The 22,137-nt window shown below is 58.9% G+C and carries 20 protein-coding genes; 10 read left to right on the top strand and 10 right to left on the bottom strand.

Features of this window, described 5'->3' with window-relative positions; genetic code table 11:
* Positions 1–52: 52 nt before the first annotated feature.
* The 8 genes from urtB to HWX09_RS12935 are packed head-to-tail and all read left to right on the top strand — an operon-like array spanning position 53 to position 7,750.
* Positions 53–928, top strand: coding sequence for an urea ABC transporter permease subunit UrtB (gene urtB, locus HWX09_RS12970; RefSeq protein WP_027781985.1), 876 nt, complete (start codon positions 53–55; stop codon positions 926–928).
* A 4-nt stretch (positions 929–932) separates the two neighbouring features.
* Positions 933–2,006 (top strand): branched-chain amino acid ABC transporter permease, encoded by a 1,074-nt coding sequence (locus HWX09_RS12965; RefSeq protein WP_027781986.1) that lies wholly within the window; start codon positions 933–935, stop codon positions 2,004–2,006.
* On the top strand, positions 2,006–2,740 hold the full coding sequence (locus tag HWX09_RS12960; RefSeq protein ID WP_027781987.1) for an ATP-binding cassette domain-containing protein: 735 nt from the start codon (positions 2,006–2,008) through the stop codon (positions 2,738–2,740). Before HWX09_RS12965 ends, HWX09_RS12960 begins: the two co-directional genes overlap by 1 nt.
* Positions 2,727–3,470, top strand: coding sequence for an ABC transporter ATP-binding protein (locus HWX09_RS12955; protein ID WP_027781988.1), 744 nt, complete (start codon positions 2,727–2,729; stop codon positions 3,468–3,470). The genes HWX09_RS12960 and HWX09_RS12955 overlap by 14 nt, the downstream gene beginning before the upstream one ends.
* Positions 3,471–3,477: 7 nt before the next feature.
* Positions 3,478–4,656 (top strand): ABC transporter substrate-binding protein, encoded by a 1,179-nt coding sequence (locus HWX09_RS12950; RefSeq protein WP_027781989.1) that lies wholly within the window; start codon positions 3,478–3,480, stop codon positions 4,654–4,656.
* Positions 4,657–4,707: 51 nt separating this feature from the next.
* The gene (locus HWX09_RS12945) at positions 4,708–6,117 is read left to right on the top strand and encodes an amidase family protein (RefSeq protein ID WP_027781990.1); all 1,410 of its coding nucleotides are present in this window, start codon (positions 4,708–4,710) and stop codon (positions 6,115–6,117) included.
* A gap of 2 nt (positions 6,118–6,119) precedes the next feature.
* Entirely contained in the window at positions 6,120–6,665 is a 546-nt protein-coding gene (locus HWX09_RS12940) for an amino acid synthesis family protein (protein WP_027781991.1), read from the top strand.
* A 50-nt stretch (positions 6,666–6,715) separates the two neighbouring features.
* Positions 6,716–7,750 (top strand): porin, encoded by a 1,035-nt coding sequence (locus HWX09_RS12935; protein ID WP_027781992.1) that lies wholly within the window; start codon positions 6,716–6,718, stop codon positions 7,748–7,750.
* 101 nt (positions 7,751–7,851) lie between these two features.
* On the opposite strand, the gene HWX09_RS12930 is transcribed toward HWX09_RS12935, so the two are convergent.
* The 10 genes from HWX09_RS12930 to HWX09_RS12885 all read right to left on the bottom strand — a co-directional run bounded on the left by HWX09_RS12930 (position 7,852) and on the right by HWX09_RS12885 (position 17,725).
* Positions 7,852–8,975, bottom strand: a protein-coding gene (locus tag HWX09_RS12930; protein ID WP_155257281.1) for an IS3 family transposase whose coding sequence is annotated in 2 segments (ribosomal slippage) — positions 7,852–8,714 and positions 8,714–8,975 — 1,125 coding nt in all. Because the reading frame shifts where the segments join, the coding sequence is not laid out codon by codon here.
* A gap of 430 nt (positions 8,976–9,405) precedes the next feature.
* Positions 9,406–9,987 (bottom strand): disulfide bond formation protein B, encoded by a 582-nt coding sequence (locus HWX09_RS12925; protein ID WP_230469054.1) that lies wholly within the window; start codon positions 9,985–9,987, stop codon positions 9,406–9,408.
* A gap of 448 nt (positions 9,988–10,435) precedes the next feature.
* Entirely contained in the window at positions 10,436–12,526 is a 2,091-nt protein-coding gene (locus HWX09_RS12920) for a flagellar biosynthesis protein FlhA (protein WP_027781996.1), read from the bottom strand.
* Complete coding sequence (locus tag HWX09_RS12915; protein WP_027781997.1) at positions 12,523–13,662, bottom strand: flagellar type III secretion system protein FlhB; 1,140 nt, start codon at positions 13,660–13,662, stop codon at positions 12,523–12,525. Before HWX09_RS12915 ends, HWX09_RS12920 begins: the two co-directional genes overlap by 4 nt.
* Positions 13,659–14,456, bottom strand: a complete 798-nt coding sequence (gene fliR, locus HWX09_RS12910; RefSeq protein WP_027781998.1) for a flagellar biosynthetic protein FliR — start codon at positions 14,454–14,456, stop codon at positions 13,659–13,661. Before fliR ends, HWX09_RS12915 begins: the two co-directional genes overlap by 4 nt.
* Positions 14,457–14,463: 7 nt before the next feature.
* Positions 14,464–14,736, bottom strand: coding sequence for a flagellar biosynthetic protein FliQ (locus HWX09_RS12905; protein WP_027781999.1), 273 nt, complete (start codon positions 14,734–14,736; stop codon positions 14,464–14,466).
* On the bottom strand, positions 14,736–15,482 hold the full coding sequence (gene fliP, locus HWX09_RS12900) for a flagellar type III secretion system pore protein FliP (protein ID WP_027782000.1): 747 nt from the start codon (positions 15,480–15,482) through the stop codon (positions 14,736–14,738). The genes HWX09_RS12905 and fliP overlap by 1 nt, the downstream gene beginning before the upstream one ends.
* Positions 15,479–15,820, bottom strand: a complete 342-nt coding sequence (gene fliN / locus HWX09_RS12895) for a flagellar motor switch protein FliN (protein WP_027782001.1) — start codon at positions 15,818–15,820, stop codon at positions 15,479–15,481. The genes fliP and fliN overlap by 4 nt, the downstream gene beginning before the upstream one ends.
* 8 nt (positions 15,821–15,828) lie before the next feature.
* Positions 15,829–16,578 (bottom strand): FliM/FliN family flagellar motor C-terminal domain-containing protein, encoded by a 750-nt coding sequence (locus HWX09_RS12890; RefSeq protein WP_027782002.1) that lies wholly within the window; start codon positions 16,576–16,578, stop codon positions 15,829–15,831.
* A gap of 238 nt (positions 16,579–16,816) precedes the next feature.
* The gene (locus HWX09_RS12885) at positions 16,817–17,725 is read right to left on the bottom strand and encodes a flagellin (protein ID WP_027782003.1); all 909 of its coding nucleotides are present in this window, start codon (positions 17,723–17,725) and stop codon (positions 16,817–16,819) included.
* A 1,009-nt stretch (positions 17,726–18,734) separates the two neighbouring features.
* Here HWX09_RS12885 and HWX09_RS12880 point away from each other — a divergent pair.
* Complete coding sequence (locus HWX09_RS12880) at positions 18,735–19,478, top strand: response regulator transcription factor (protein ID WP_051421357.1); 744 nt, start codon at positions 18,735–18,737, stop codon at positions 19,476–19,478.
* A gap of 23 nt (positions 19,479–19,501) precedes the next feature.
* Complete coding sequence (locus HWX09_RS12875) at positions 19,502–21,901, top strand: ATP-binding protein (RefSeq protein ID WP_051421313.1); 2,400 nt, start codon at positions 19,502–19,504, stop codon at positions 21,899–21,901.
* Positions 21,902–22,137: the final 236 nt, after the last annotated feature.

The raw sequence follows: 22,137 nt of genomic DNA, 5'->3' as shown, positions 1-22,137 counted from the left end.
TTGCAAGCGTCTGAGGATCCCCGGGCTTCAGAATTTCGCTTTTGGAGACGATATGTTAGGACTATTGAATATTTTGAATTATGTATCTTTGTTAATTTTGGTCGCCCTTGGCCTCGCGATCGTGTTTGGCATGATGGACATCGTGAATCTTGCACACGCAGAGTGGGTCACGATGGGGGCATACATGCTTGCTGTGGCGCAATCACTCGGCGGTCAACACGCGTTTTGGGTTGCGCTGATCGTGGCACCGATCGTTGGCGCGGCGCTGGGTTGGTGTCTCGAACGCTTTGTTATCCGGCTACTTTATGACCGACCACTGGACACGCTTCTGGCGACTTACGCGGTCAGTCTGATCGTTCAGAAGGTGCTGGAGCTCGTTTTCGGTACACAACCGATGCTCGTTTATGCGCCATTCAACGGAACCATCGACGTGCCGGGTGGCGGCTATCCCGCATATCGGATGTTCGTGATCGGTGTGGCATTGGCCGTCACCGTGGGGTGCTGGCTACTTTTTGCTCGAACGCGCTTTGGGACGAAGTTGCGTGCGGTCATTCAACATCCTGCGATGGCAGAGGCCGCGGGCATCAATACCAAGCGACTCAATCGAGCAGCATTTTGTGGCGGTGCGGCGCTCGCCTCGCTTGCCGGTGTGCTTGTCGCGCCGATGGTGTCGGTGGAGTCCCATCTCGGGGTGTCCTATCTGGCCAAGGCATTTTTCGTGATTGTACTCGGTGGTATCGGCTCGGTCGCCGGCAGTGTGCTCGGTAGTGCCTTCGTTGGCACGATCGAAACCTTGCTCAGCTATCGCGTCGATCCTTCGCTTGCCTCAGCGATCGTCCTGATCGTCTCCATTGTCCTGATCCGCTTCCGCCCACAAGGCTTGCTTCCGGGTTTCAGTGCCGCTCACCAGCTTCTCGGAAAGGGGTAAGGCGATGTTCGAACGTCATCTTTCGCGTGCCCGTACCTGGTTGTCGCAGCCAGCACTGAGCCGCACGGATCTCTCTCCTGTCGCGATAGGGTTTGCGTTGGCAGTTGCCGGCGTGATTCTTCCTGTTGTCGTGGGCGCCTATCAGCTCACCGTGATACGAGACGCGCTGGTGTTGGCGATATTGGCGCTCAGTTACGACCTTCTTTGGGGCAAGGCGGGCGTCCTGACGCTTGGGCATACGACCTTCTTTGGGCTTGGCGCATATGGGTTTGCCGTGGCCACCGTCCAGTTTGGTCAAGCGCCGCTTGTTGGGATCCTCGCGGGGCTCACATGTGCGGCCATCGTGGCAATCGTTCTCGGCTACTTTCTGCTGTATGCGGGTGTCAGATTGCATTTCTTCGCCATTCTCAGCATGGCCGTTCTGATCATCGTGCAGCAGGTGGCCACGAGTTGGCAGTCCATCACGGGGGGTGATACCGGTTTGCTCGGCATTCCGGGGTTGTCCCTCGAGCTCGGGAGATTCGCAGTGGATCTCAGTAGCCCAGTGGCGTCCTGGTATGTCGTCACGGCTGTACTCGTTGTGATCCTAAGTGCGACGTGGCTGCTCTGTCGAAGTCGCTACGGGAAGGTGCTCACAGCGATTTCGACCAACGAGTGGCGTGCACAAGCGTGCGGGTACCACACATCGTGGCATTTGCTGTTGGCGTTCGTTGCCTCAGGGGTGGTAGCTGCGGTTGCCGGCTGCCTGATGGCAGCATGCGCTGGCGTCGTGGCCCCGGACGTATTTTCTCCGGTACTGGCCACTGAAGTCATCCTTTGGGTTGCCGTGGGCGGCCGAGGCACACTCGGTGGACCGGTGATGGCAGCCGTTGCATTGACGCTCCTTAAGCACTCCGCGTCCAGTCTTAGCACGCAATGGTGGCCGTTGGTACTCGGCGCGATCTTCTTGATATGTGTGCTCTGCTTGCCGAACGGCATTCGGATCGGTCGTTTAGTCGCGTGGCTGCATCACGTCGCACGATTCCGGATCGGACGTGTGCCCCAGCGTTGCGCCAAGCGAGCCGAAGGAGGGCAGTGATGGAAACGCCGCTTATGAAGGGCATCGGGCTACGCCGCGCGTTCGGTGGCATCAATGCGATCGCAGGCGTTGACGTCGAAATTGGCCCGCGCGACCTGATCTGCGTCATTGGCCCGAACGGGGCTGGAAAGAGCACGCTAGTGGGACTGTTATCCGGCGCGGTTATCCCAGGGGCGGGAGAGCTGTATCTGTCTGGAGAGCGGATGACTGGCCGGCCTATGTATCAGTATTGCCGGCGTGGCGTTGTCCGGAAATTCCAGGGGACCAACGTTTTTCTCACGATGAGCGTTCGGGAGAACCTGGAAGTCGCGGCGCTCGGCGTTGCGGCTGGCAGGCCATCTGTGATGCGAGAGATCGATTCCGTTCTGGACGAGGTCGGACTCACGTCGCAGGCAGACGTGCTCGCCATGCACCTTCCGCACGGAGAGCGTCAGTGGCTGGAGATCGGTATGGCCATGATGTGCCGGCCGGCGTTGTTGTTGCTTGACGAGCCTGCTGCAGGATTGTCCGGCAATGAGGTTCAGCGGCTCGTGCGCCTTCTTCATCGCTTGCGCGAACAATGTGCGGTGCTTGCGATCGAGCATGACCTGAGTTTCGTTCAGTCGCTTAAGTGCGACACGTGGGTTATGCATCGCGGGGAAATTGTTCGGCAGGGCAGCTATGGCGACATCGCCAGGGACGAAGAAATCCGACGTATTTATCTTGGGCAGGGAGCGGGCCATGCTGCGCATTGAAAGTCTGTCGGCCGGATACGGTCAAACCTCGATTTTGAGTCAGATTGACCTCACCGTTCAGCCTAATGAAGTGGTCGGTGTGCTGGGGTGCAATGGCGCGGGTAAGTCAACGCTTGTCAAGGCCATCATGGGGCTGTTGCCGCGCGTGAGTGGTGATATTCGCTTCGGCGGGCGGGCCATTCGGGGTTTGCGCACGCACGAAATCGCACGACTGGGCATCGGCCTGGTGCCGCAGGGACGGTGGATTTTCCCCAAGCTCACGGTGCGGGAGAACTTGGCAATGGGTACCGCGGCCGCTGGTGACGGCGAGATTCTGGACGAGGTATTCGAGTATTTCCCAGTATTGAAATTAAGACTTGCTCAGCATGGAGGGACATTGTCAGGGGGCGAACAGCAGGTCCTGGCCATCGCGCGAGCGTTGTGCGGCCGCCCGAAGTTGTTGCTATTGGACGAACCCTCGGACGGCGTGCAACCAAATCTTGTTGAGCTGATCGGTGACGTCATTCCGACGCTTTGTCGTCGATCGAAGCTCGCTGTGCTTCTGGTCGAGCAGAACCTCAATCTGGTATTGCGCTGCGCGCAACGATGCATCGTTCTGAAAAACGGTCGACTTGTGCATGCAGGCGCAGTTGAACCCCGACACGGTGCTAGCAGCGCCCACCCGCTGGCTCACTTTCTGTCACCTGCTGCGGAACGAACCATGGGTTCGCCGGCAGCGCCTATCGAATGAAATGATCATGAATCGACGCGATTTTTCACGTATGACGATGCTCGGTGTGGTCGGCGCATTAGCTGCCACTGCTTATCCGACGCGCGCGCGTGCGGTGGCACCCATCAAGATCGGATTGCTCGCGCCATTGAGCGGGCCGCTCACCCGCGTGGGTGAAACAAATCGACATTGTGCGGCGCTTGCCATCGAGGAAATCAATGCAGCGGGCGGATTGCTGGGGCGTCCACTGCAACTGGCTGTCGAGGACACGCAGATGTCGACGACCGTGACGCTCGAAAAGGCGCGGCAGCTCTTTATGCGCGATGAGGTGGCAATGATTACGGGCATGGTGCTGCCCGCCGAACGCGAAGCAGCGTTGCAGGCGGCCAGGGGCGCGGCTCGCCTTGTTGTCTACCCGAACTTCGACGAGGGGCGCTGTGATCCGCAGTTGTTGAGCACGGGGCTCAGTGTCGCACAGCGGGTCGAGCCGCTCATTGGATGGTTAATGCGTGCCGGCGGCAAGAGCGTGAGCGCGGTGGTCTCGGATGTCGGCAGCAACCGTAAGGTACTGATTCATTCGCTGGAGGCGGCAGTTACGCGCCACGGCGGTCGGTTTCTCAATGTGTACTGGCTGCCGTTCGGCACGCGTGACTATGGGGCGATGCTTCAGCGGATTGCTGGGGAGCAGCCGCAGCTTGTTTGGCACAGCGTCGGCGACGATCCGGTGACGTTCGTCAAACAATATCGGTCATTTGCGATGAAGCCGCAGTTGGTGACGGATATTGCACACGAGTCGCTGTCGATTGCTACTGCTGGTGCATCGACGGGCATCATTGGTGTGTCGTCCTACTTCATGAGTCTCGATAGTTCCGAAAACCGAACTTTCCTTGCACGTTATACCGCGCGCGTGGCCGACACTCATGTTCCCCGATTGGACTCTTATGCGGTGATGCTTCCGCACGGCGAATGCACGTACGCAGGCGTCCGGCTCTTCGCGCAGGCCGTGCGTGCAGCCGGCAGTCTCGATGTGGCGCGCATCAAGTCCGTTTTGCCGGGCATTTCACTGGATTTGCCGCGAGGCAAGGCGGGTGTGAGCCAAGGCGGCGACCACGTTACTTGTGAGGCGCGTATTGCTCAGGCGCGCGCCGACAACAGCTTTGCGGTTTTGGACTCGATCGGGCCGATCCAAGCAGTGTGTCAGAGGTAGAGCAGTCTCGAGACGCTTCTATCAATTTTATTTGAGCAATTAGGAGTACATATAAATGACATTGCATCGATGAGTGCGGAAGAGTTGATTACTGAGTATCGGCGGCATGCGCTTTCTCCGCTTGAGAGCATGAAAGCGGTCCTGGGCCGCGTTGAGCGCTTCAATCCCCTTGTGAACTGTATGTGCGCCGTTGACGAGGAGGCGGCGCTGGAGGCGGCGCGCGAATCGGAGCGGCGCTGGATGCGGCGTGAGCCATGCGGGCTGCTCGATGGCGTGCCTGTATCGGTCAAGGATTTGATCGATGTAGCGGGATTTCCGACGCGATACGGATCGTTGACGACGCCGGACACGCCCCAGCGCGAGGACGGGCCCGCCGTGGCGCGTCTGCGGCGGGCCGGTGCGCTGCTTTTTGGCAAGACGACCACTTCGGAATACGGCAACAAGATCGTGACTGATTGTCCGCTGACCGGCATCACGCGCAATCCCTGGGACCGGCGCCTGACGCCAGGTGGCAGCAGCGGTGGTTCATCAGTGGCAATCGCGCTCGGTATGGGGCCGCTCGCGCTTGCGACCGATGGTGGTGGGTCGATTCGTGTGCCCGCCTGCTGGACTGGGGTGGTGGGGTTTAAACCAACGTTCGACCGTGTTCCGACGGGCGTAGCCGGTTCGTGGACGCGCCTGTCTACGTTCGGGCCGATGGCGCGCAATGTGCGCGATGCAGCGTTGATGCTGAGTGTGGTAGCCGGTCAACATGGATCTGGGCCATCGGGCTATGTCGCCCCGCAGGATTATCGAGTCGGTCTGGAGGAGGGCGTCTCGGGGCTGCGTATTGCATATTGCCCGTCCATCCCGGGCGTCATCGTGGACCCTGTGATTGCCGCGAGTGTGGCGCACGCCGCAGAGGTCATCGAAACATTGGGCGCACACGTCGAGCAAGTCGACGTAAAGCCGCTCGGCGACTATCTGGGTAGTCGCATGCACGCGATCCAATGGTCGGTGTTTTTTGCGCAGCGCGCCTGCGGATTGACGGAGCCTCAACGCATGCAGCTCGATGCGGACGTGCAAGCGCTTGTGCGGGCCGGTTTGCGCGTCACCGCGCTAGAGCTTGCCGACGCATTGCGTGCGCGCCACACGCTCGGTGTCGAGATGGCGGCGTTCTTCGAGCGCTATGACTTGCTTGTGACGCCAGTGTTCCACTGTGGGCCGCTGCCCGTTCCAGGTCTGCCTGAGACGCTGCTCTCGGCACCTCAGCAGACGTCGTGGTGCAACCAAACTGGGTTGCCCGCCATCAGTGTTCCTTGTGGATTGCCCGCAGGGCTGCCGACCGGCGTTCAGATTGTTGGCCCCTTACACGGAGATGCCCTTGTGCTGCGCGCAGCGCGAGCTTATGAGTCTGCACGCGGGACGTTTCCCATACCGGCCGCAGCACCGGCCGAGAATGCGATGGTCGCTGAGGTATGACCGTGAACATACAGATTGAGAAGATTGTTGTTCACGTGATCGAACGGCGCGCGGAGCTTGGTATCGCGATCCGTCCGGCGCATCGCCAAGCGATTGCAGTCGCGGTTCTGACGTCGAAGAACTGGTGTACCGATACTTCGCTCGAGTCTCTGTACGAAGTTGGTGCGGAGCTCGGGACGTTATTGAGCGAGCGCGCGAGAGACGCCCTTGACGCACCGCGCGCGCAGATTCAGGCGTATGGCAAGGCCGCGCTCGTGGGCACTGCCGTGCCGCTTGAGTGTGCGGCGGCGATCTTGCATCCGAGAATGGGCAAGGCAATCCGTGCGTGTCTGCCCGGCGCCATATCGCTTATCCCGTCTGTTACCAAGCGCGGTGCGGCCGGCGCATGCATGGATATTCCTGTGCATGGTGCTCTTGATATGTGGAGCTTTGATCACTTTGATACGGCGTCGCTCGTTGTGCCGGATTCACCTGCACCGCATGAGATTGTGGTGGCCGTCGCGCTGTCTGAGCGAGGGCGGCCGCTTGCGCGCGTCACACCGGCGTAGCGCACACACGTGTTTCGGCAAAAGAAAACAAATGACAGCGAGGAGATCCAATGCAGAAAAGATTTCGTGGTTTAGGCCGGGTATGTGCGATGGTAATGGGGATATGGGGGTTCGCGACGATCGCACACGCACAATCTTCAGTTTCGCTTTACGGGTTGGTCGATGCTTTTGTTGGCGACACGCACATGCCGGGCAGCGCCGGCAGTGCCTGGCAGGTCAGTTCAGGCGGGATGACGACTTCATATTGGGGCCTGTCCGGGTCCGAGGATCTTGGGCGTGGGATGAAGGCGGTATTCTCGTTGGAGAGCTTTTTTAGAGTCAACAGCGGTCAGATCGGATCATTCAATGGCCAGTCATTCTTTGGCCGCAACGCTTTTGTCGGATTGAGCGGGCGTTTCGGTGAGGTGACGATAGGCCGCAATACGGCGCCGTTGTTCGTATCGACGCTGCTGTTCAATCCGTTTGGCAACTCGTTCGCGTTCTCGCCGATAGTGGCGCACAGCTATCTGGGTTCGGCCATGGGCGCGGCATCGGTACAAAGCGATACCGCGATCGACAATTCCATGCTGTATCAAACACCGGAGGCGGGCGGATTGTCGGGGAGTTTTCTGTACAGCAATGCAGGCGTGGTGGGGCACGCGGGACAGGCGAACTACAGCGCGAATATGCTCTACTTCGCGGGCCCGTTTTCGGCAACCGCAGCAGTACAAAGTCTGCATACCGCCTCGCTTTTTCTTAACGGAGCGACAGCACAAACTGCTTGGCTCGTGGGGGGCGCCTATCGACTCCGTGCGATGAAGCTCATGTTTTTGTACGAACACATCGACAACAACAGTGAAGTAAAAGACGACACAGTGCAGATGGGGGCAAGCGCTCGAATCGGCACGGGCAATGTGTTGATCTCGTGGGCGGGTACGCGCCGACGTCCCGCCGTTGGTTCCGCGCTCCGCTGGTCGACGCTCGCCTTGGGATACGACTATCCACTATCGAAACGCACGGATGTCTATGCAGCGTGGCGCTACGATTGCATCACGGGCGCATCGTCGGGTAATAGCTTGGGGGCTGGAATGCGGATGCGATTTTGATCCACCTACGATGCTACGGGGCGAGAGCAGAATCATTCATCAATCATTCCGGGGCGACGAGCCTCGATGAACGGTCCCGGTTTTCAGTGCCAAAGGCAATGTTAGTCTTCGGCGTTCTGTTGGTCCGTCAGTTGGGCCTGCAGGCCCAACTGGCGGACGTATTCGGCAGGCGGCACTTCACCGAGAGCCCTGTGAGGCCGACTCTCGTTGTATTCGATCCGCCATCGTTCAATCTGCTCCCTGGCGTCGGCCAGCGATGTGAACCAATGCACGTTCAGGCATTCATCGCGTAGCGTGCCGTTGAATGACTCCACGAATGCGTTATCTGTTGGCTTGCCAGGCCGGCTGAAGGCAATCTCGACCTTGTGATGGTAAGCCCACAGGTCCCTCACCTGACTCGTAAATTCCGAGCCGTTGTCACAAAACAGCGTGCGGGGCGCTCCGCGTTTGCTCCTCAGTTCGTCCAGTGCACGCACGACATCTGAAGCGCTCAGTCGCTGGCCAACATCGATGGCTAGTGCTTCGCGCGTAAAGACGTCGCTGATGGTCAGCGCGCGGAACCTCTGGCCGTTCGAAAGCTGGTCGGCGACGAAGTCCAAACTCCACGCCTGATTTGCCGCCGTCGACTTTGCACGTGCCGGGCGGCTCATCTGTGCACGTCGCTTGCGATTTGGTCTGTAGCGCAGCGACAGCCCTTCCTCACGATACAGACGGTACAGCCGATTCTTGCTGACCTGATAGCCCTCCCGTAGCAGCAGCACGCGTATCTTGCGGTAACCATAGCGCACCCGCGTCGCCGCGATTTCACACATACGCTGCCGCAATGCAGTCTGCGGATCGCGGTGGCTGCGATATTGGTACACCGAGCGCGATATGGCCACCAGGCGGCAGGCACGCCGCTCTGCTACTCCATAGGCGGACTTTAGATAATCCACGACGTGGCGCCTCGGCGAGGGCTTCACCACTTTTTTTTCAATACGTCGGTCAGCATCGCCTTGTCCAACGTCAGCTCCGCGACCACCTTCTTCAGTTGGGCGTTCTCGTCTTGAAGCTGCTTGAGCTGCCGCACCTGGTCCGTCTGCAAACCGGCATACACCTTCTTCCAGCGATAGAAGGTTTGATCCGAAATGCCCACGTGACGAATCAGTTCCGCTACCGGCATGCCTGCTTCGGCCTGTTTCAACACCGCCACAATTTGCTCGACACTGAAGCGCTTGCGTTTCATCGTACGGCTCCTTTCATACTGAAAAAGTCCGCCGAAAACTCGCTTACATCATGGCACTGTTTACTGGGGGCCGCTCAAAAAGGACTTTGCTAGAAGTCCATTGGCCCTATTGAAGGGGGCAGGTCAAGCCCTGAAATATAGAACGCCGGATGCAGTGCATCGGGCGTTCTAGCGCAGAGATACTGTCAACCTATTCCACGACTTGAGACCCCGTACGCGTTACGACGCACAGCTGGCATGAGTGGCATCGATTCCGATTCCACTTCGCTTACTTTGAGCAAGTTACTGGCCGCAATTTGAAATGCACGGGATACAATTGATGGATGTGCCGGAGTTCCTCAGGTGCTTGGTCGTGCGTATCGCATGCGCTATTGTTCTTTTTAAACATACCATCATTTATCATAGAAATACTGCTCGCATTACGGAATGCTCAATTGTTGCGGAGACGCTCGAGCAGTTCGTACTCGATTGGATCGCTCGCGCACTGACCGCCACCACATTCGAGTAACGTCGATACGAGATTGGCGATGATCGTAAGCCCGAAGACTGCCATCGCGATTCGCCCGGTGGTACTCATCGACGCGGGTTGAACAGTATAGCTTGCGCGGCGGACAGCAAGCAGCAAGGAAACATACAAAATGATCAACACCGACGCGATAAAGCACCATGTGTAGAAATGCAGTCCCCACAAAGCGGAACCATACGCTCCTGAATCAGGCGAAATGTGTAGCAGTACCTGACGACCTGCGATGACGCCGGTTGCGACCGCACTGACGAGCACGCAGCAATAATGTTTGCCACGTACACCGTATCTGACGTTCATTGCGAATCCAATCCCGGCGAGGATCAATCCGACGCGCTGCAGTAAGCAAAGTGGACAGGGTAGCTCATTGAATGCAAGTTGATAATAGAATGCGATGAGCAGTGCTGCACTAATTGCAATTAGTGCGAAAACATCTGGCGTATTGTTCGTCAGCGCGTTGTCGCTGCTGTCGTTTCGTAGAATCTTCATTTCAATTATCGCGATTTCATTTATAGGAATAGATTGAGAGAATCTGTCGCGTGATGAGCGAATGAGAAAAGTGTCGAGATCAGCGCGAAGACGAACAAATAGGTCGTCGTACGTGAACGTGTACCGTATATCATTGAGGTGAACGATGCTAGCGACAACAGGAACGGAAGAAACATGAAAATTTCGAGTCCTTCAGGTGGTGGTTATCAGGAACAGCGGGACAATGTTGGGTCACCCGACTGGAAATCGATTGCCTGTCACAGGCTGGAATAGAACAGCCGGGAGGTCGCCGTAGCGAACATGGCAGATGCCACGTTTATGCTCCCGTTATCTTGGGATGCCGCTACGGCCAGCGCTCGTCATAAGTAGTTTTCCACTCCTCCTATCAGCGTCTGTATTGCCGATTTGTTGATTACACAGGTCCTCAGTTGAGCGTTCTCCCCGGGCGTCATCCGAGCGTGCCGACAATGCTGACTTCCTTATTGTCGGGAACTTCGTTGTATGAAAGCACGGTTAGGTCCGGTGAGAACAGTTTGGCGTATCGCGCGAGCATCGGGCGAATGCGTGGCACCACGATCAGCACCGGGGCGGAGCCCATTTGTTTCAATTGTTCGGCGACTGCCGGCATATGGGTCTGCAACTGCGAGAGCACATTCGGTTCAACTGGGAAATTGTCCAGCGGTACACGCGTACCCGATTGCTCCGCGAAACTTAGCGCATTCAGCAGAATGTTCTCGAGTTCCACCGTCAGGCCGAAGCCCTTGAGCGTCTCGTGCTGGGCGCCAAGTCCGGCCACGATCTGGCGGCGCAATGCGCAGCGAACTTCGGCCACGAGCAGTAGCGGGTCCTTGGTGGTTTCTGCGGCCTCCACCAGAGTGGCGGACACGGTTTCGATGTCCTTGATTGACACGTTCTCGGCCAACAACGTACGGAATACCTTGCGCAACTGACTGTGCGTGAGGCATTTCCCCAGCGCATCGGCCAGCACTGGCGCAATGGCCGTCAGGCGTTCGATGATGGCGGTCACATTATCGTAGCTGAACAGGTCGGGGATCGTTTCGCGAATTAACTTGGCCGCGTGCGTGGCGATCACCGTCGCGCAATCGACAACCTGGTAGCCGAGGCCGAGTGCTTGGGCCTTCTGGTCGGGCTCGATCCACGTGACGGGCATGCCGTAGGCAGGGTCGATGTCGGGTGTGCCATCTAATTCCCCGTAGACGGTAGGTGACGGAATGGCCATCAGCTTTCCCGGTTGCACTTGGGCCTGAGCAAGCGTGGTGCCATTGAGGATGATGGTGTAACTGGAGGGGGGCAGGCTCATATCGTCGCGCGCGCCGATAGGCGGTAGCAGGAAGCCGAGCTGTTCCGATAGGGTTTGTCGGGTGCCATGCAGGCGGCGTATCAGCGGCGCGCCTTGAGCGCGGTCCAACATCTCCACCAGCTTGTAGCCGAGGGATACCGAAAGCGCGTCCACATATGGCAGACTGCTCCAGTCGAACGATTCGTTGCCGGGCGCGGCTAGCGTGGCTTGCATGACGCGGGCGGTTTCTTCCGCCTCGACCGCTGCGGAAGGCGAAGTACGCTGCGTCATTCGATAGCCGACGTAACCGAGTACTGCTGCAAAGCACAGAAACACCAATGTCGGCATGCCCGGGATCAGGCCCAGCGCGGCCATCAGTGCGGCGGCGCTGAACAGCACCAGCGGCGAAGCCAGCAACTGCTGTCCGACCTGTTCCTCGAAGTCGCGTGCATCGTCGATGCGGGTGACAATTACCGCGGCGGCGGCGGACAGCAGTAGGGCGGGTATTTGCGCGACCAAGCCGTCCCCGATGGCCAGCAACGCATACTTGTGGAATGCCTCGCTTGCAGGCAAGCCGTGCATGATTACGCCGATGATCACGCCACCGATCAAGTTGGTGATGAGAATCAGAATGCCGGCGATAGCGTCGCCGCGTACGAACTTCGATGCGCCATCCATGGCGCCGTAAAAGTCGGCTTCGGTCGTAACATCTTTGCGGCGTTGCTGGGCTTGTGTCTGTGTGATGACACCGGCGTTCAGATCGGCGTCGATGGCCATCTGCTTGCCGGGTAGCGCGTCGAGTGTGAAACGCGCCGACACTTCTGAGATGCGCTCCGCGCCCTTGGTGACCACAACGAAGTTGATGATCATAAGGATCACGAAGACGACCAGACCGACCACGAAGTTACTGCCGATCACTACATTGGCGAACGATTCGATCACTTGGCCGGCAGCGCTCGCGCCCGTGTAGCCATTAAGCAAAACGACGCGTGTTGATGCGACGTTCAATGTCAGGCGCATCAGCGTGGCAGCCAGGATAATGGTCGGGAATGCCGAGAAGTCCAGCGGTCGCTTAACGGTCACGGCCACCATTACTACCACAATGGACAGCACGATGTTGAACGTGAACATGATGTCCAACGCGGTTGGCGGAAGCGGCAGGATTACCATCGCCAAGATGGTGAACAGGGCGAGAGGCGCAGCAAACTTCAGGCGCTTGAGTAGGTCGATCACGTTCATCGGGATTGGGACTTTTGCAAGTGTTCGGGAATGGTGATGCCAGCGGGCAGCGATGGTGAAACGTCACGTCCACCGCTGCGGAATGCCTTGATCTGTAGCACGTAGGACAACACCTGCGCTACCGCCCGATACAGCTCTGCCGGAATTTGCTGATTGACTTGGCTGGTGTGGTAGATCGCACGGGCCAGCGGCGGCAGTTCGAGCACCTCGACGTTGTGCCCTCGGGCGACGTCGCGAATGAACAGCGCTACCTCATCGACCCCCTTGGCTACTACGTACGGTGCTTGTGCACGCGTTACGTCGTATTTGAGTGCGACTGCATAGTGGGTTGGGTTCATCACCACCACATCGGCGGTTGGCACGGTCTTGCGGATTCCCTGGCGCGCGAGCTGGCGCTGGATTTGACGGATGCGGCTCTTGACCTCGGGCTTTCCTTCGGACTGCTTCATCTCCTCTTTGATGTCACGCTTGCTCATGCGCTGGCCACGATTGAAGATGATTTGTTGCACCGGTATGTCGATTAGTGCGAACACGGTGATGATGCACGACAGCGTGAGCGCAGAGGATAGGAACAGGTTTGCCCCACCGGACAGTGCATCCGCTAGCGGCGCGCCTTGCAGGCGGATGAAGCCGCTCACGTTAGAGCGGCAGACGATGAAGAGCGTAGCCATCAATACGAGGGCCTTAAGCACAGTCGTGCCGAACTGCATGTAATGCTTGCCGGACGCCAGGCGCTTGAGTCCGGAAAGCGGGTTCAAGCGGCTGAGCTTCGGCATGACGTTCTTGTGGCTTATGGTCCAGCCGCCCGGTACCAACGATGCGATGATGATGCCGGCGGGCACTGCGGCCAGTGGGGCAAGCATCTTGCACAATAGCAGCACCGCTGCAGGAAATAGCATCGAGACCGCATTGCCGATCCTATCGTCGCCGGAAAGATCGGCAAACGACAGCGCGAAAATGTGCTTGAGTTCAGCCAGCCAAACCGGCGTTAGTACGACGATGAGCTTGAGCGCGACCAGAATTCCCACACACATGCCGATATCTCGCGAACGTGCAACCTGGCCTTCCATTCTGGCTTTGCGCAGTTTCTGCGGGGTGGCCTTTTCGGTCTTGTCGCCGGTTTGTCGCTCGCTCATTGCATTCCCCCGTTGCTGATGGGCCGCGTCGCGAGTCGGTCGTAGAGTTCTAGAACGTGCTCCACCATGCGACCGTAGTGATCCGGCAGTGACGGCAATAGCAGCGTCAGCAGTAACAGTCCGAACATGGTCGTGATCGAAAAGCCCAACGCAAAAAGATTCAGTGCGGGTGCTACGCGATTAAGGAGGCCCAGGCCGACTTGTACTACCAGCGTAGCGAACATCACCGGGAGTGCCAAGGCAACGGCGGCGGAGAAAATCCAGCCTACTGCGAATGCGAGACGCTTGAGCGCGTCGAGGTCGAAGGCGAAACGACCGACCGGCCAAACTGCAAAGCTGCGCGCGATGACACTCGTGAGAATCAGATGGCCGTCAACTGCGAAGAACAGCAGGATGAACACCACATACATAACGCTGGTGAGTACGTCGGCCATCTGACCATTCATCGGGTCGTTGATCTGCGCCATGGACAGGCCCAATTGCGACGACGCGACGGTACTGAAAATCTGCAGCGCGCACAGCACGAGATGGAACACGTAGCCGAGCAGGCCGCCTATCAGTACCTGTTCGGCCATGGCAGCCACGCCTTTGAGCTGCAGCAGATCAATCACGGGCATCGTCGGAATCCCGGGCTGTACGGCTAATGCGAGGATGAGGGCGATCAGCAGGCGAAGGCGCACAGGAACCATCGCATCACCCAGGATCGGTGACGCGGCCAACGCGGCAGCGATTCGGCAAAAAGGCCAGAAGATTGTGTTCGCGAATGGCAGGAGCTGCGCAAGAACAATTTCCATTGCCGAGTCACCCGGTCAGTTGTGCGGCGCGGCTGAAGATCTCAACCGTGTAGTGCATTACGCGGCTGGTCATCCACGGGCCAGCCAGCGCGAGTGCGAACAGCGTCGTGAGCAGGCGCGGAAGAAAGCTCATCGTCTGCTCATTGATTTGTGTGGCAGCCTGGAATACGGCCACCAGCACACCGGTGATCAGGCCTGGCGTAATCAGCACGAGGATGATGACAAGTACCAGGCGCAACGCGTCGACGGCGAAGCCAGCGGCCAGATCGGGAGTCAGCATCAGTAGGCCTTCACGCTGGTAATGAGGGTGTTGACGGTAAGCGACCAGCCGTCCACCAGTACGAACAAGAGCAGCTTCAGCGGCAGCGAGATGACTAGTGGCGACAGCATCATCATTCCCATTGCCATCAGCACGGACGCGACAATGATGTCGACGATCAGGAATGGGATGAACAGCATGGCGCCCATCTGGAACGCAGTCTTCAGTTCGCTCAGCACGAACGCCGACAATTTAACCAGGAACGGTTGCTTCTCCGGATCCGTGATTTTTTCGGTGCCGGAGAGTTTGGCCATTTGCGCGAGCGTAGCCTTGTTCGTCTGCGCGAGCATATAGCGCCCCAGCGGTTGTTCTGATGTCGCGAGCGCGGCCTGCATGCTGATCTTGCCTTGGTCATACGGCACGAAGGCCTTTTGCCAGATTTCCTCGCCGACCGGACGCATCGTAAGCATGGTCAGCACCAGCGCGACACCAGTAACGATGCGCCCCGGCAATCCTTGCTGCAGGCCTAGCGCCTGCTTGACCAGCGACAGCACGATCACATAGCGCAGGAAGCTCGTCATCGTCATCAGTAGCGCGGGCAGCAGCCCGAGCAGCGTCATCAGAACGAGGATCTGAGTTTTGACTGTGAAGCCTTGGCCGCCGACGCCATCGGACGCGAGCGTCAGCGTGTCGGCTTGAACGAGTGTGGGCATAGCGAAAACCGCTAACGCCAGACCCAGGTGGGACAGGAGGTCGCGCTTCTTCATGTCGCAAGAGAGTTGAGGTCGTCGAGCTCGATGATGCGTAGGCCGTAGTGTTCTCCAGAGACGACGACTTCGCCGAACCCGACCGGCGTACCATTTACCTTGATGATGAGGGGGTCGCCGGCAAGGCGATTGAGCTCCACCGTCGAGCCGGTTTCGTACGACAGCAGATCGGCTAGCTGTACGGTGGCCTCCCCCACCTCCAACGTCAAGCGCACGGGAATGCGGCGCAGCATGCGCATCGGGTCGCGTGGTGATGCAGGTTCAGTGATGGATTTGGGATCGTCGCCCAGATCCAGATCGCCCAACGCGGAGAGATCAAGGTCGGTGGTCGAGGTCATGTTGGGAGTTACTCCACGGGTTCGAAAGAAGTAATCCACAGCGCGCCTTGGTGTTCGGCTAAGGCCGCGCGGTAGAGGCGGACGTTGTTGACGAGCACGTCGACGGTATCGGGCAAGCGAACAGGCAGCACGTCGCCCGGGCTCATACGAAGCAGTTCGTCAAGGCGCATGTTCTTGGACAGCACGTGCACCGACATCGTGACGGGGATGCACACGTTGGCCGGAGCACTATCGGGTGCAGGACGCAGGTGCTGAGCATCGAGGCGCGCAAACAAGTGGTCAAGCCACACATCGTCCAACACCAATTCGACGTCGCCACAGACTTTGCGCAAGCGGTCCGAGATGGTCATGCGCAGGATGCGGACGCCCGGGCCGGGCACGATGTCCCCACTTGGCAAAAAGGGCTCTGCTTGGTCGCCGAGCATCGCTGAGGCAAACGCGGCGAGCAGCGCGGTGTGTTGTTGTGCCGCAAAACGCCGTTCCGCCCCCGTTTCTGGCGCCGGGGCGGCCGGCATAGTTTCGTCGAGCGAAGTGCCGTAATGACAGGCCAGTAGCGCCAGCAGTAGCTCGCGGTCGCAGCGCACTGAAATCTGTCCATGGTTGCATGCATAAGTGCGCCAGACGGCCGCATTGCGCGACCGCATCGCGGCGATAGAGAGCTCAGTGACGACGAAGTTCGTGCCACGGCGCAGATTGAACCGTTCATGAAGGGAGTGGTCGATTCTGCGCTTGATATCTTGCAGAACATCGTCAAGCAAATGGTATGGACGCCCTAGCGTGCACGGATCGAGTACCACCGGAGATGCGGCTCGGCTGCTGCGGGAGTAGGGGGGAGATGCTGACACGGTCAAGGGGTCGTTTTTGAAGAAGAGTTGGCGCCATTGTCTGCAGCGTGCGGCACGGAGCGGAGAATGTTGAACAGAGTTTGAATACCCCAAAAAAAACGACCCGCTTGTGGCGGGCCGGTTTCGGACTCCAGTGAATCTGGGGCGGTGCTTACTGGAGCAGCGACAAGACCATCTGGTTCATGCTGCTGGTTTGCTTGAGCATGGACATGCTGGCTTGCAGCAGTACTTGCTGCGAGCTCATCTTGGCGGATTCCGATGCCATGTCGGCGTCCATGATGCGGCCTTCGGCGTCAGCCGTGTTCGTCGACATGTTGGCCAGGTTGTTGTGGGTGTGCTCGAGGCGGTTTTCTGCCGCACCGATGGCCGAGCGCAGCGCGCCCACGTCGTCAAGTACGTTGTTGATCAGATCGATCGTCGCGTTGGCGTTGTCAGTCAGCTCCTTGCCGGCCTCTTCAATCTTGCCTGCTTCCGGGCCCTTGTAACTCGCCGACAGGCCTTCGAACTTGTCGTGCGCATTTGTGACGTGCTTGGAGAAATCGACGGCCATCGTTTCGTCCTTGGTGGCGCCGATCTGGAAGGTGATTTCCTTGGTCAGGCGACCGCCCTCGCTCACTACCGTGCCGTCATCCTTTTTGACTTCGCTCTGCATAAGCTTGGCGCCGCCATACGACGTGTTTTTCATGATGTTCGACAGTTCCTTGCCCAATGCATCGTACTCGGCCTGCATGGCAGTCTTTTCGTTTGCCGAGGACGATCCGTCGGCGGCCTGCGTGGCCAGGTCCTTCATGCGGTACAGAATGTTGGTGACTTCCTTCATCGCGCCGTCCGCAGTTTGGAGCATCGACGACGCATTCTGCGTGTTTTGCATGGCCATGCCCATGCCGCGAGTTTGCGCTTGCAGGCGCACGGCGATCTGCAGGCCGGCGGCGTCGTCCTTGGCGGAGTTGATGCGCAAGCCGGTGCCCAAGCGGGTCATCGTGGTGTTCAGGCTGCTGCTTGTGCTGCCGATGGCCTTCTTGATGTTCATGGCGGCGGCGTTGGTGTGCAGGCTCAGCATGGTATGTAATCCTTAAGTCTAGACTAGGTTGGGGGTATTTGTTTGTCGCTGCCAACTTATCAGGGGCGACGCCTGTTCAAGACGGCAGGCGATCGACAGACGTTAAATCGATTCGAGACGGACAAGCTGGAGATTCGGCGCGGCGGATGTGAGAGCGTAGAGATTGCTTTTCCGCGGGCGCGGGAATTCTTGCCCTTTGAGCGGTGCCGCGCGATGGCGCTATGAGTCGCTGCAATAGCGTTAGTGCAAACTGGCTGCGGCTTTGTGCCGTGGACTGATCTCGCGTATGTCCGTGCGCGCTGAGATGGGCCAGACCATCACGGGGGAGGGGCGTCGGCGATTGAGGATGTGTTGACGTTCCCGCGCGTAGCGATATGCTATTGATCTGGCCCGTCTAATGTGCAAACTCCGGAAAATAAGAGTTATCTGATATTGGGAAGAGCTGATTTCGCTCACACTTTAGCTCTACATTGAGATCCGTATCGCAGCTCAGAATGGAGCTGGTTTGAGCTTCGGTTCTCGCCGTGAAAACTTCGGATGGCATTTCTATTGAGGCTGATTCGAACACGAGTTGCCAGTCCGTTAGGTTGTTGGCGATTCACCGGCTATGACGAGCGTAGCCCATAACGCGAGTTGAGAAACGTACGAGTTGTGGTTTGACTGATGCCTGATCTTCAATCTCTGGTCTTTTTCTCGCACCATGCGCGTGCGCGGGCTGCTGACGCAGTGCCGAGCGATTTCGGCTCCGCGGCAACATCGGGATGGCCGCACGGCTAAATATCGCGATCGTGCATTACAGGGAGGAAAACCCAGTGATGCAGCTGAAATTTTTGCGGCCTCGCGATATTTTTTTTGCATCAAGCACTCCGCAATTCGTAGTGTGCATTCTGTCTACCCTTGCAGGGAAAGCTCTGCTGCTTAACCGTCGGTGCCCACGAATTCCCGTCGTTCGCGTATTGACGGGATGCGACAGTGGGTGCCTCCCAAAATCCTCATCAGTCTCGCAATCATGTCGACAGTCCCAACCGCCGATGCAAAAAAGCCGCGCATTGCGCTCCTAGAAGACAACGTCGCACATGCGGCAACCGTTCGACACTGGCTCGAGGCTGCGGGCTACGATGCTATTGTCGAGCACGACGGCAGTCGCTTTATTGACCGGATCGCCCACGAGGAGGTCGATATGCTCTTGCTCGATTGGGATGTGCCCGGCATGACCGGCATCGACGTACTGATAGACATGCGCAAGCGGGTCGACTATCTGATTCCCATTGTGTTGCTCACCCAACACGACGACGAGCGCGATATCCTGCACGGCTTGAGCTGCGGTGCAGATGACTATCTGGTCAAGCCTATCAGCGAGCGAATGTTGATTGCGCGCGTTATCGCACAGTTGCGCAAATGGTACCCGGGGGTCCAGCGCAATCAGCAAATCAAATTTTCCGGCTTCATACTGGACGAGACCACGCGCACGGCGACGTTGCCCCACGGAGAACAAGTCGCGCTGCCTGAGCGAGAATTTTCCATTGCGCTGTACCTGTTCGCGCACGCCGGACGCGTGGTGAGTCGCGAGGTGCTCCTCAAGCAAGTTTGGGGCGCTGCGGATTCGTCGAATGTCGGCACGTTGGCAACCTATATCACACGAGTGCGAAACGGCCTTCGCCTCCGTCCGAACGGGCTCAGAATTTCGAGCGTGTATCGCTACGGGTATCGCCTCGAGCGGTTGGCGGATGGTACCGACAACGACTTGGATTGAGCTTGCAGCAAGCTGGTGGCTCTATGCGCGCACTCGTTTCCCGCTTGATGGCGATCGGCCCCTTGCGCGGCGTTGTAGTCCTTGCGATGCTGGCGCTGGCTGCGTTGAGCGGTAACCCCGGCAGTGGCGTGGTGTCGGGTGCGCTTGATCGTGTGCTGTTCGATATGATGGCGCAGGCGGTTGCGCATCGGTCGACGCGACAGGTGGTGGTCGTCAACATCGACGAAGGAGTGGTCGCACAACTGGACCCGCATAGCATGGACGCGTATTTGGCGCAATTGCTCGGCGCGCTTGGTAAGGCGCGCAGCGTCACGCTCGATTTGCCCTTGTGGCCCGGGTTCGATTATTCGAGTCTGCGCGCCGGAATGCGAGCATGCTCGCATACCGTGTTGGTCGAGCCAAGTCTCACCGGGCACGCAGGAAGCTGTTCAAGCTTGCTGCCGCCGGCACTCAGTTCGCTTGCTGCCGCGCACAGCCAGCGAATCGTTACGATGGGTCACTACGGCGTGGTGAGTGGTTTCGTACCTTACCGTCTGTCTGCGGGTGTCCGTTATGCACACGTTGCGCTCGACGCGCTGCGAGTGGCGAGCATCGAGCCGCCGTTGCCGGTCGTTGATTTCGTCAGGCCGTACGCGCAGTCGATTGGGGCCGCACGCACGCCGGCGGTGATGACAATGCTGCCGGCATCGATGCACCTGACACAGTATTCGGATATTGATGTGCTGCAGCAACGCGTACCTGCGGATGCGTTCGATGGGAAGGTGGTGTTCGTCGGTAGCCAGGCGTGGGGCGCCGGAGGGATGTTCCAAATCTCGTCTCTCAATTCGCACGAGGTCACGCGCTCACAACTCGACGCGCTCATCGCCGACGCCGTGGCTTCAGGCAATCTTGCGCGCGAAGCGCCCGCTGTCGTCGGGGTGTCGATCTATCTGGCTCTCGCGTTCGGCGTCGTGCTGATCTGCGTGTTTGTGCCCGGTCGTGCGGTGCATCTGGCGGCGCTCGGCTGGGGCGCGCTGATCTTCGCCGTTCCACTGGGAATGTTGGTATTCCATATCTGGTTGCCGCTGGGGCTGCTTCCGGTTGTTTGTCTGCTGATCTACGGCTTTTTTGCGTGGGAGCGACATGCTCGCATGCTCTCGATGTTGCGAGGCGAATTGCGCGAATGGGGAGCGATCGCGGCCGCGATCCGTCCGCGGGAGGGTGCAGTCGCGGTCGCGGCGCCCTCCGAGCGGTCCGATGAGTTGGTCGGCATCAAGGCAGCGTTGCTGCAGGTACGCGGCTGGCAAAAGCTCTACGTCGACATGGTCAACCAGTTTCCGTATCCAGTCTTTCTCACGATGGGCGGCCACGTTGCTGTGTGGAACGCGAAGGCTGCCACTTTAATGCGCGAGGACTCCGCAGGTGATCTGACTGACGGTCGATTGCCACTCATGCAAGTCGAGCGGCTCGTGACCGAGATCGTATGCAAGGGCGGAGACACCAGTCGTGAAATCGAATGGGGCGGGCGCACCTACATGCTGATGTGCGAACGGCTGTCGAGTGGGCTGAGCGGGGACACTTCTTCCGGCGGCGACACGCAGATGTCCCACCTGGTTTGTCTGATCGACCTTCGCGATCTGAAGGGATTTGTCTCGCACGACAAGTGGATGTTGCGCCATATCGCTCATGACCTGCGCAGTCCACTGACGGCCATCCTGTCGTTGATCGACCGCCGGGGCGCGTCCGTCGGCAGCAATCCGGACGTGGAGTCGGATCGCGCTTTCCTGAGCGATCTACGGCAGCAGGCTTCATACTCGTTGCGTATTGCGAAGGACTTCATGCAGTTGAGCCGGGCCGAACGACTCGACCGGACCGAATTCGAGCCAGTGGCGTTGAGCGAGGTGGTCGAAGAGGCGATCGATCAGAACTGGCTCGCCGCCGAGCAAAAGGGCGTCGTGTTGCGCGCACCGGTATTCTTGGCCGAAGACACCCTCGTTAGCGGAAATGGCGACATGCTCATGCGTGCGGTCGTCAACGTGCTGGACAACGCGATCAAGTATTCGCCGCCCGGCGCCGTCGTGTCATTCGCCGTCGGCTCGGCTGGCGACGGCACACTGGTACTGAAGGTTACCGACAGCGGCATCGGCATGACTGACGAAACGGTCGATCGCCTGTTCGAGCCTTTCTTCCAGGCCGAGCGCAAGGCCGACGGAAGCGCCAGCGTCGGATTGGGGTTGCCTTTCGTCAAGGCCGTCATCGAAAGACACGGCGGCACGGTTGCCGTGCACAGTACACCTGGAAGCGGTACCACGTTCGAGCTGATCCTGCCGCGCATCTCGGCGAAGGAGCGAGGCGCTGGATCGCTGGAAACAGTTAGCGTAACCCGATCTGCAGCAATGGCGATGACTGCAGCGCCCGCGCGTGACTGCCGGTTCGCGATATAGCGCGACGCCAGGGCGCACGTGAGCCGCACGTCATACTCTTGACCGCAAGGGCCTGACGTCTGACGGCACGGGCGCTCCGGCGCGGGGGCCGCCCCGAACCCTGTTCCTCCATTTTGTACCGGCTCATTTGCCGTATGGTCGTTATCCGCCCCATTGAGCGCGAGCAGCAGCGACAGGCTGCCGTTAGCGGGCCAATCAATGTTTCGTTGAACATTTTCGTTCTACGACGGATGACG

Source organism: Burkholderia sp. BCC1208 (assembly GCF_902833095.1).
Lineage (GTDB): Bacteria > Pseudomonadota > Gammaproteobacteria > Burkholderiales > Burkholderiaceae > Burkholderia.
Note: the sequence above shows the minus strand (reverse complement) of the source record. Positions and strands in the feature narration are given on the sequence as shown.

Coding starts and splice junctions, on each gene's coding strand:
- urtB (WP_027781985.1), top strand. CDS start 53: ATGTTAGGACTATTGAATATTTTGAATTATGTATCTTTGTTAATTTTG.
- HWX09_RS12965 (WP_027781986.1), top strand. CDS start 933: ATGTTCGAACGTCATCTTTCGCGTGCCCGTACCTGGTTGTCGCAGCCA.
- HWX09_RS12960 (WP_027781987.1), top strand. CDS start 2,006: ATGGAAACGCCGCTTATGAAGGGCATCGGGCTACGCCGCGCGTTCGGT.
- HWX09_RS12955 (WP_027781988.1), top strand. CDS start 2,727: ATGCTGCGCATTGAAAGTCTGTCGGCCGGATACGGTCAAACCTCGATT.
- HWX09_RS12950 (WP_027781989.1), top strand. CDS start 3,478: ATGAATCGACGCGATTTTTCACGTATGACGATGCTCGGTGTGGTCGGC.
- HWX09_RS12935 (WP_027781992.1), top strand. CDS start 6,716: ATGCAGAAAAGATTTCGTGGTTTAGGCCGGGTATGTGCGATGGTAATG.
- HWX09_RS12925 (WP_230469054.1), bottom strand. CDS start 9,987: ATGAAGATTCTACGAAACGACAGCAGCGACAACGCGCTGACGAACAAT.
- HWX09_RS12920 (WP_027781996.1), bottom strand. CDS start 12,526: ATGAACGTGATCGACCTACTCAAGCGCCTGAAGTTTGCTGCGCCTCTC.
- HWX09_RS12915 (WP_027781997.1), bottom strand. CDS start 13,662: ATGAGCGAGCGACAAACCGGCGACAAGACCGAAAAGGCCACCCCGCAG.
- fliR (WP_027781998.1), bottom strand. CDS start 14,456: ATGGAAATTGTTCTTGCGCAGCTCCTGCCATTCGCGAACACAATCTTC.
- HWX09_RS12905 (WP_027781999.1), bottom strand. CDS start 14,736: ATGCTGACTCCCGATCTGGCCGCTGGCTTCGCCGTCGACGCGTTGCGC.
- fliP (WP_027782000.1), bottom strand. CDS start 15,482: ATGAAGAAGCGCGACCTCCTGTCCCACCTGGGTCTGGCGTTAGCGGTT.
- fliN (WP_027782001.1), bottom strand. CDS start 15,820: ATGACCTCGACCACCGACCTTGATCTCTCCGCGTTGGGCGATCTGGAT.
- HWX09_RS12885 (WP_027782003.1), bottom strand. CDS start 17,725: ATGCTGAGCCTGCACACCAACGCCGCCGCCATGAACATCAAGAAGGCC.
- HWX09_RS12880 (WP_051421357.1), top strand. CDS start 18,735: ATGTCGACAGTCCCAACCGCCGATGCAAAAAAGCCGCGCATTGCGCTC.
- HWX09_RS12875 (WP_051421313.1), top strand. CDS start 19,502: ATGCGCGCACTCGTTTCCCGCTTGATGGCGATCGGCCCCTTGCGCGGC.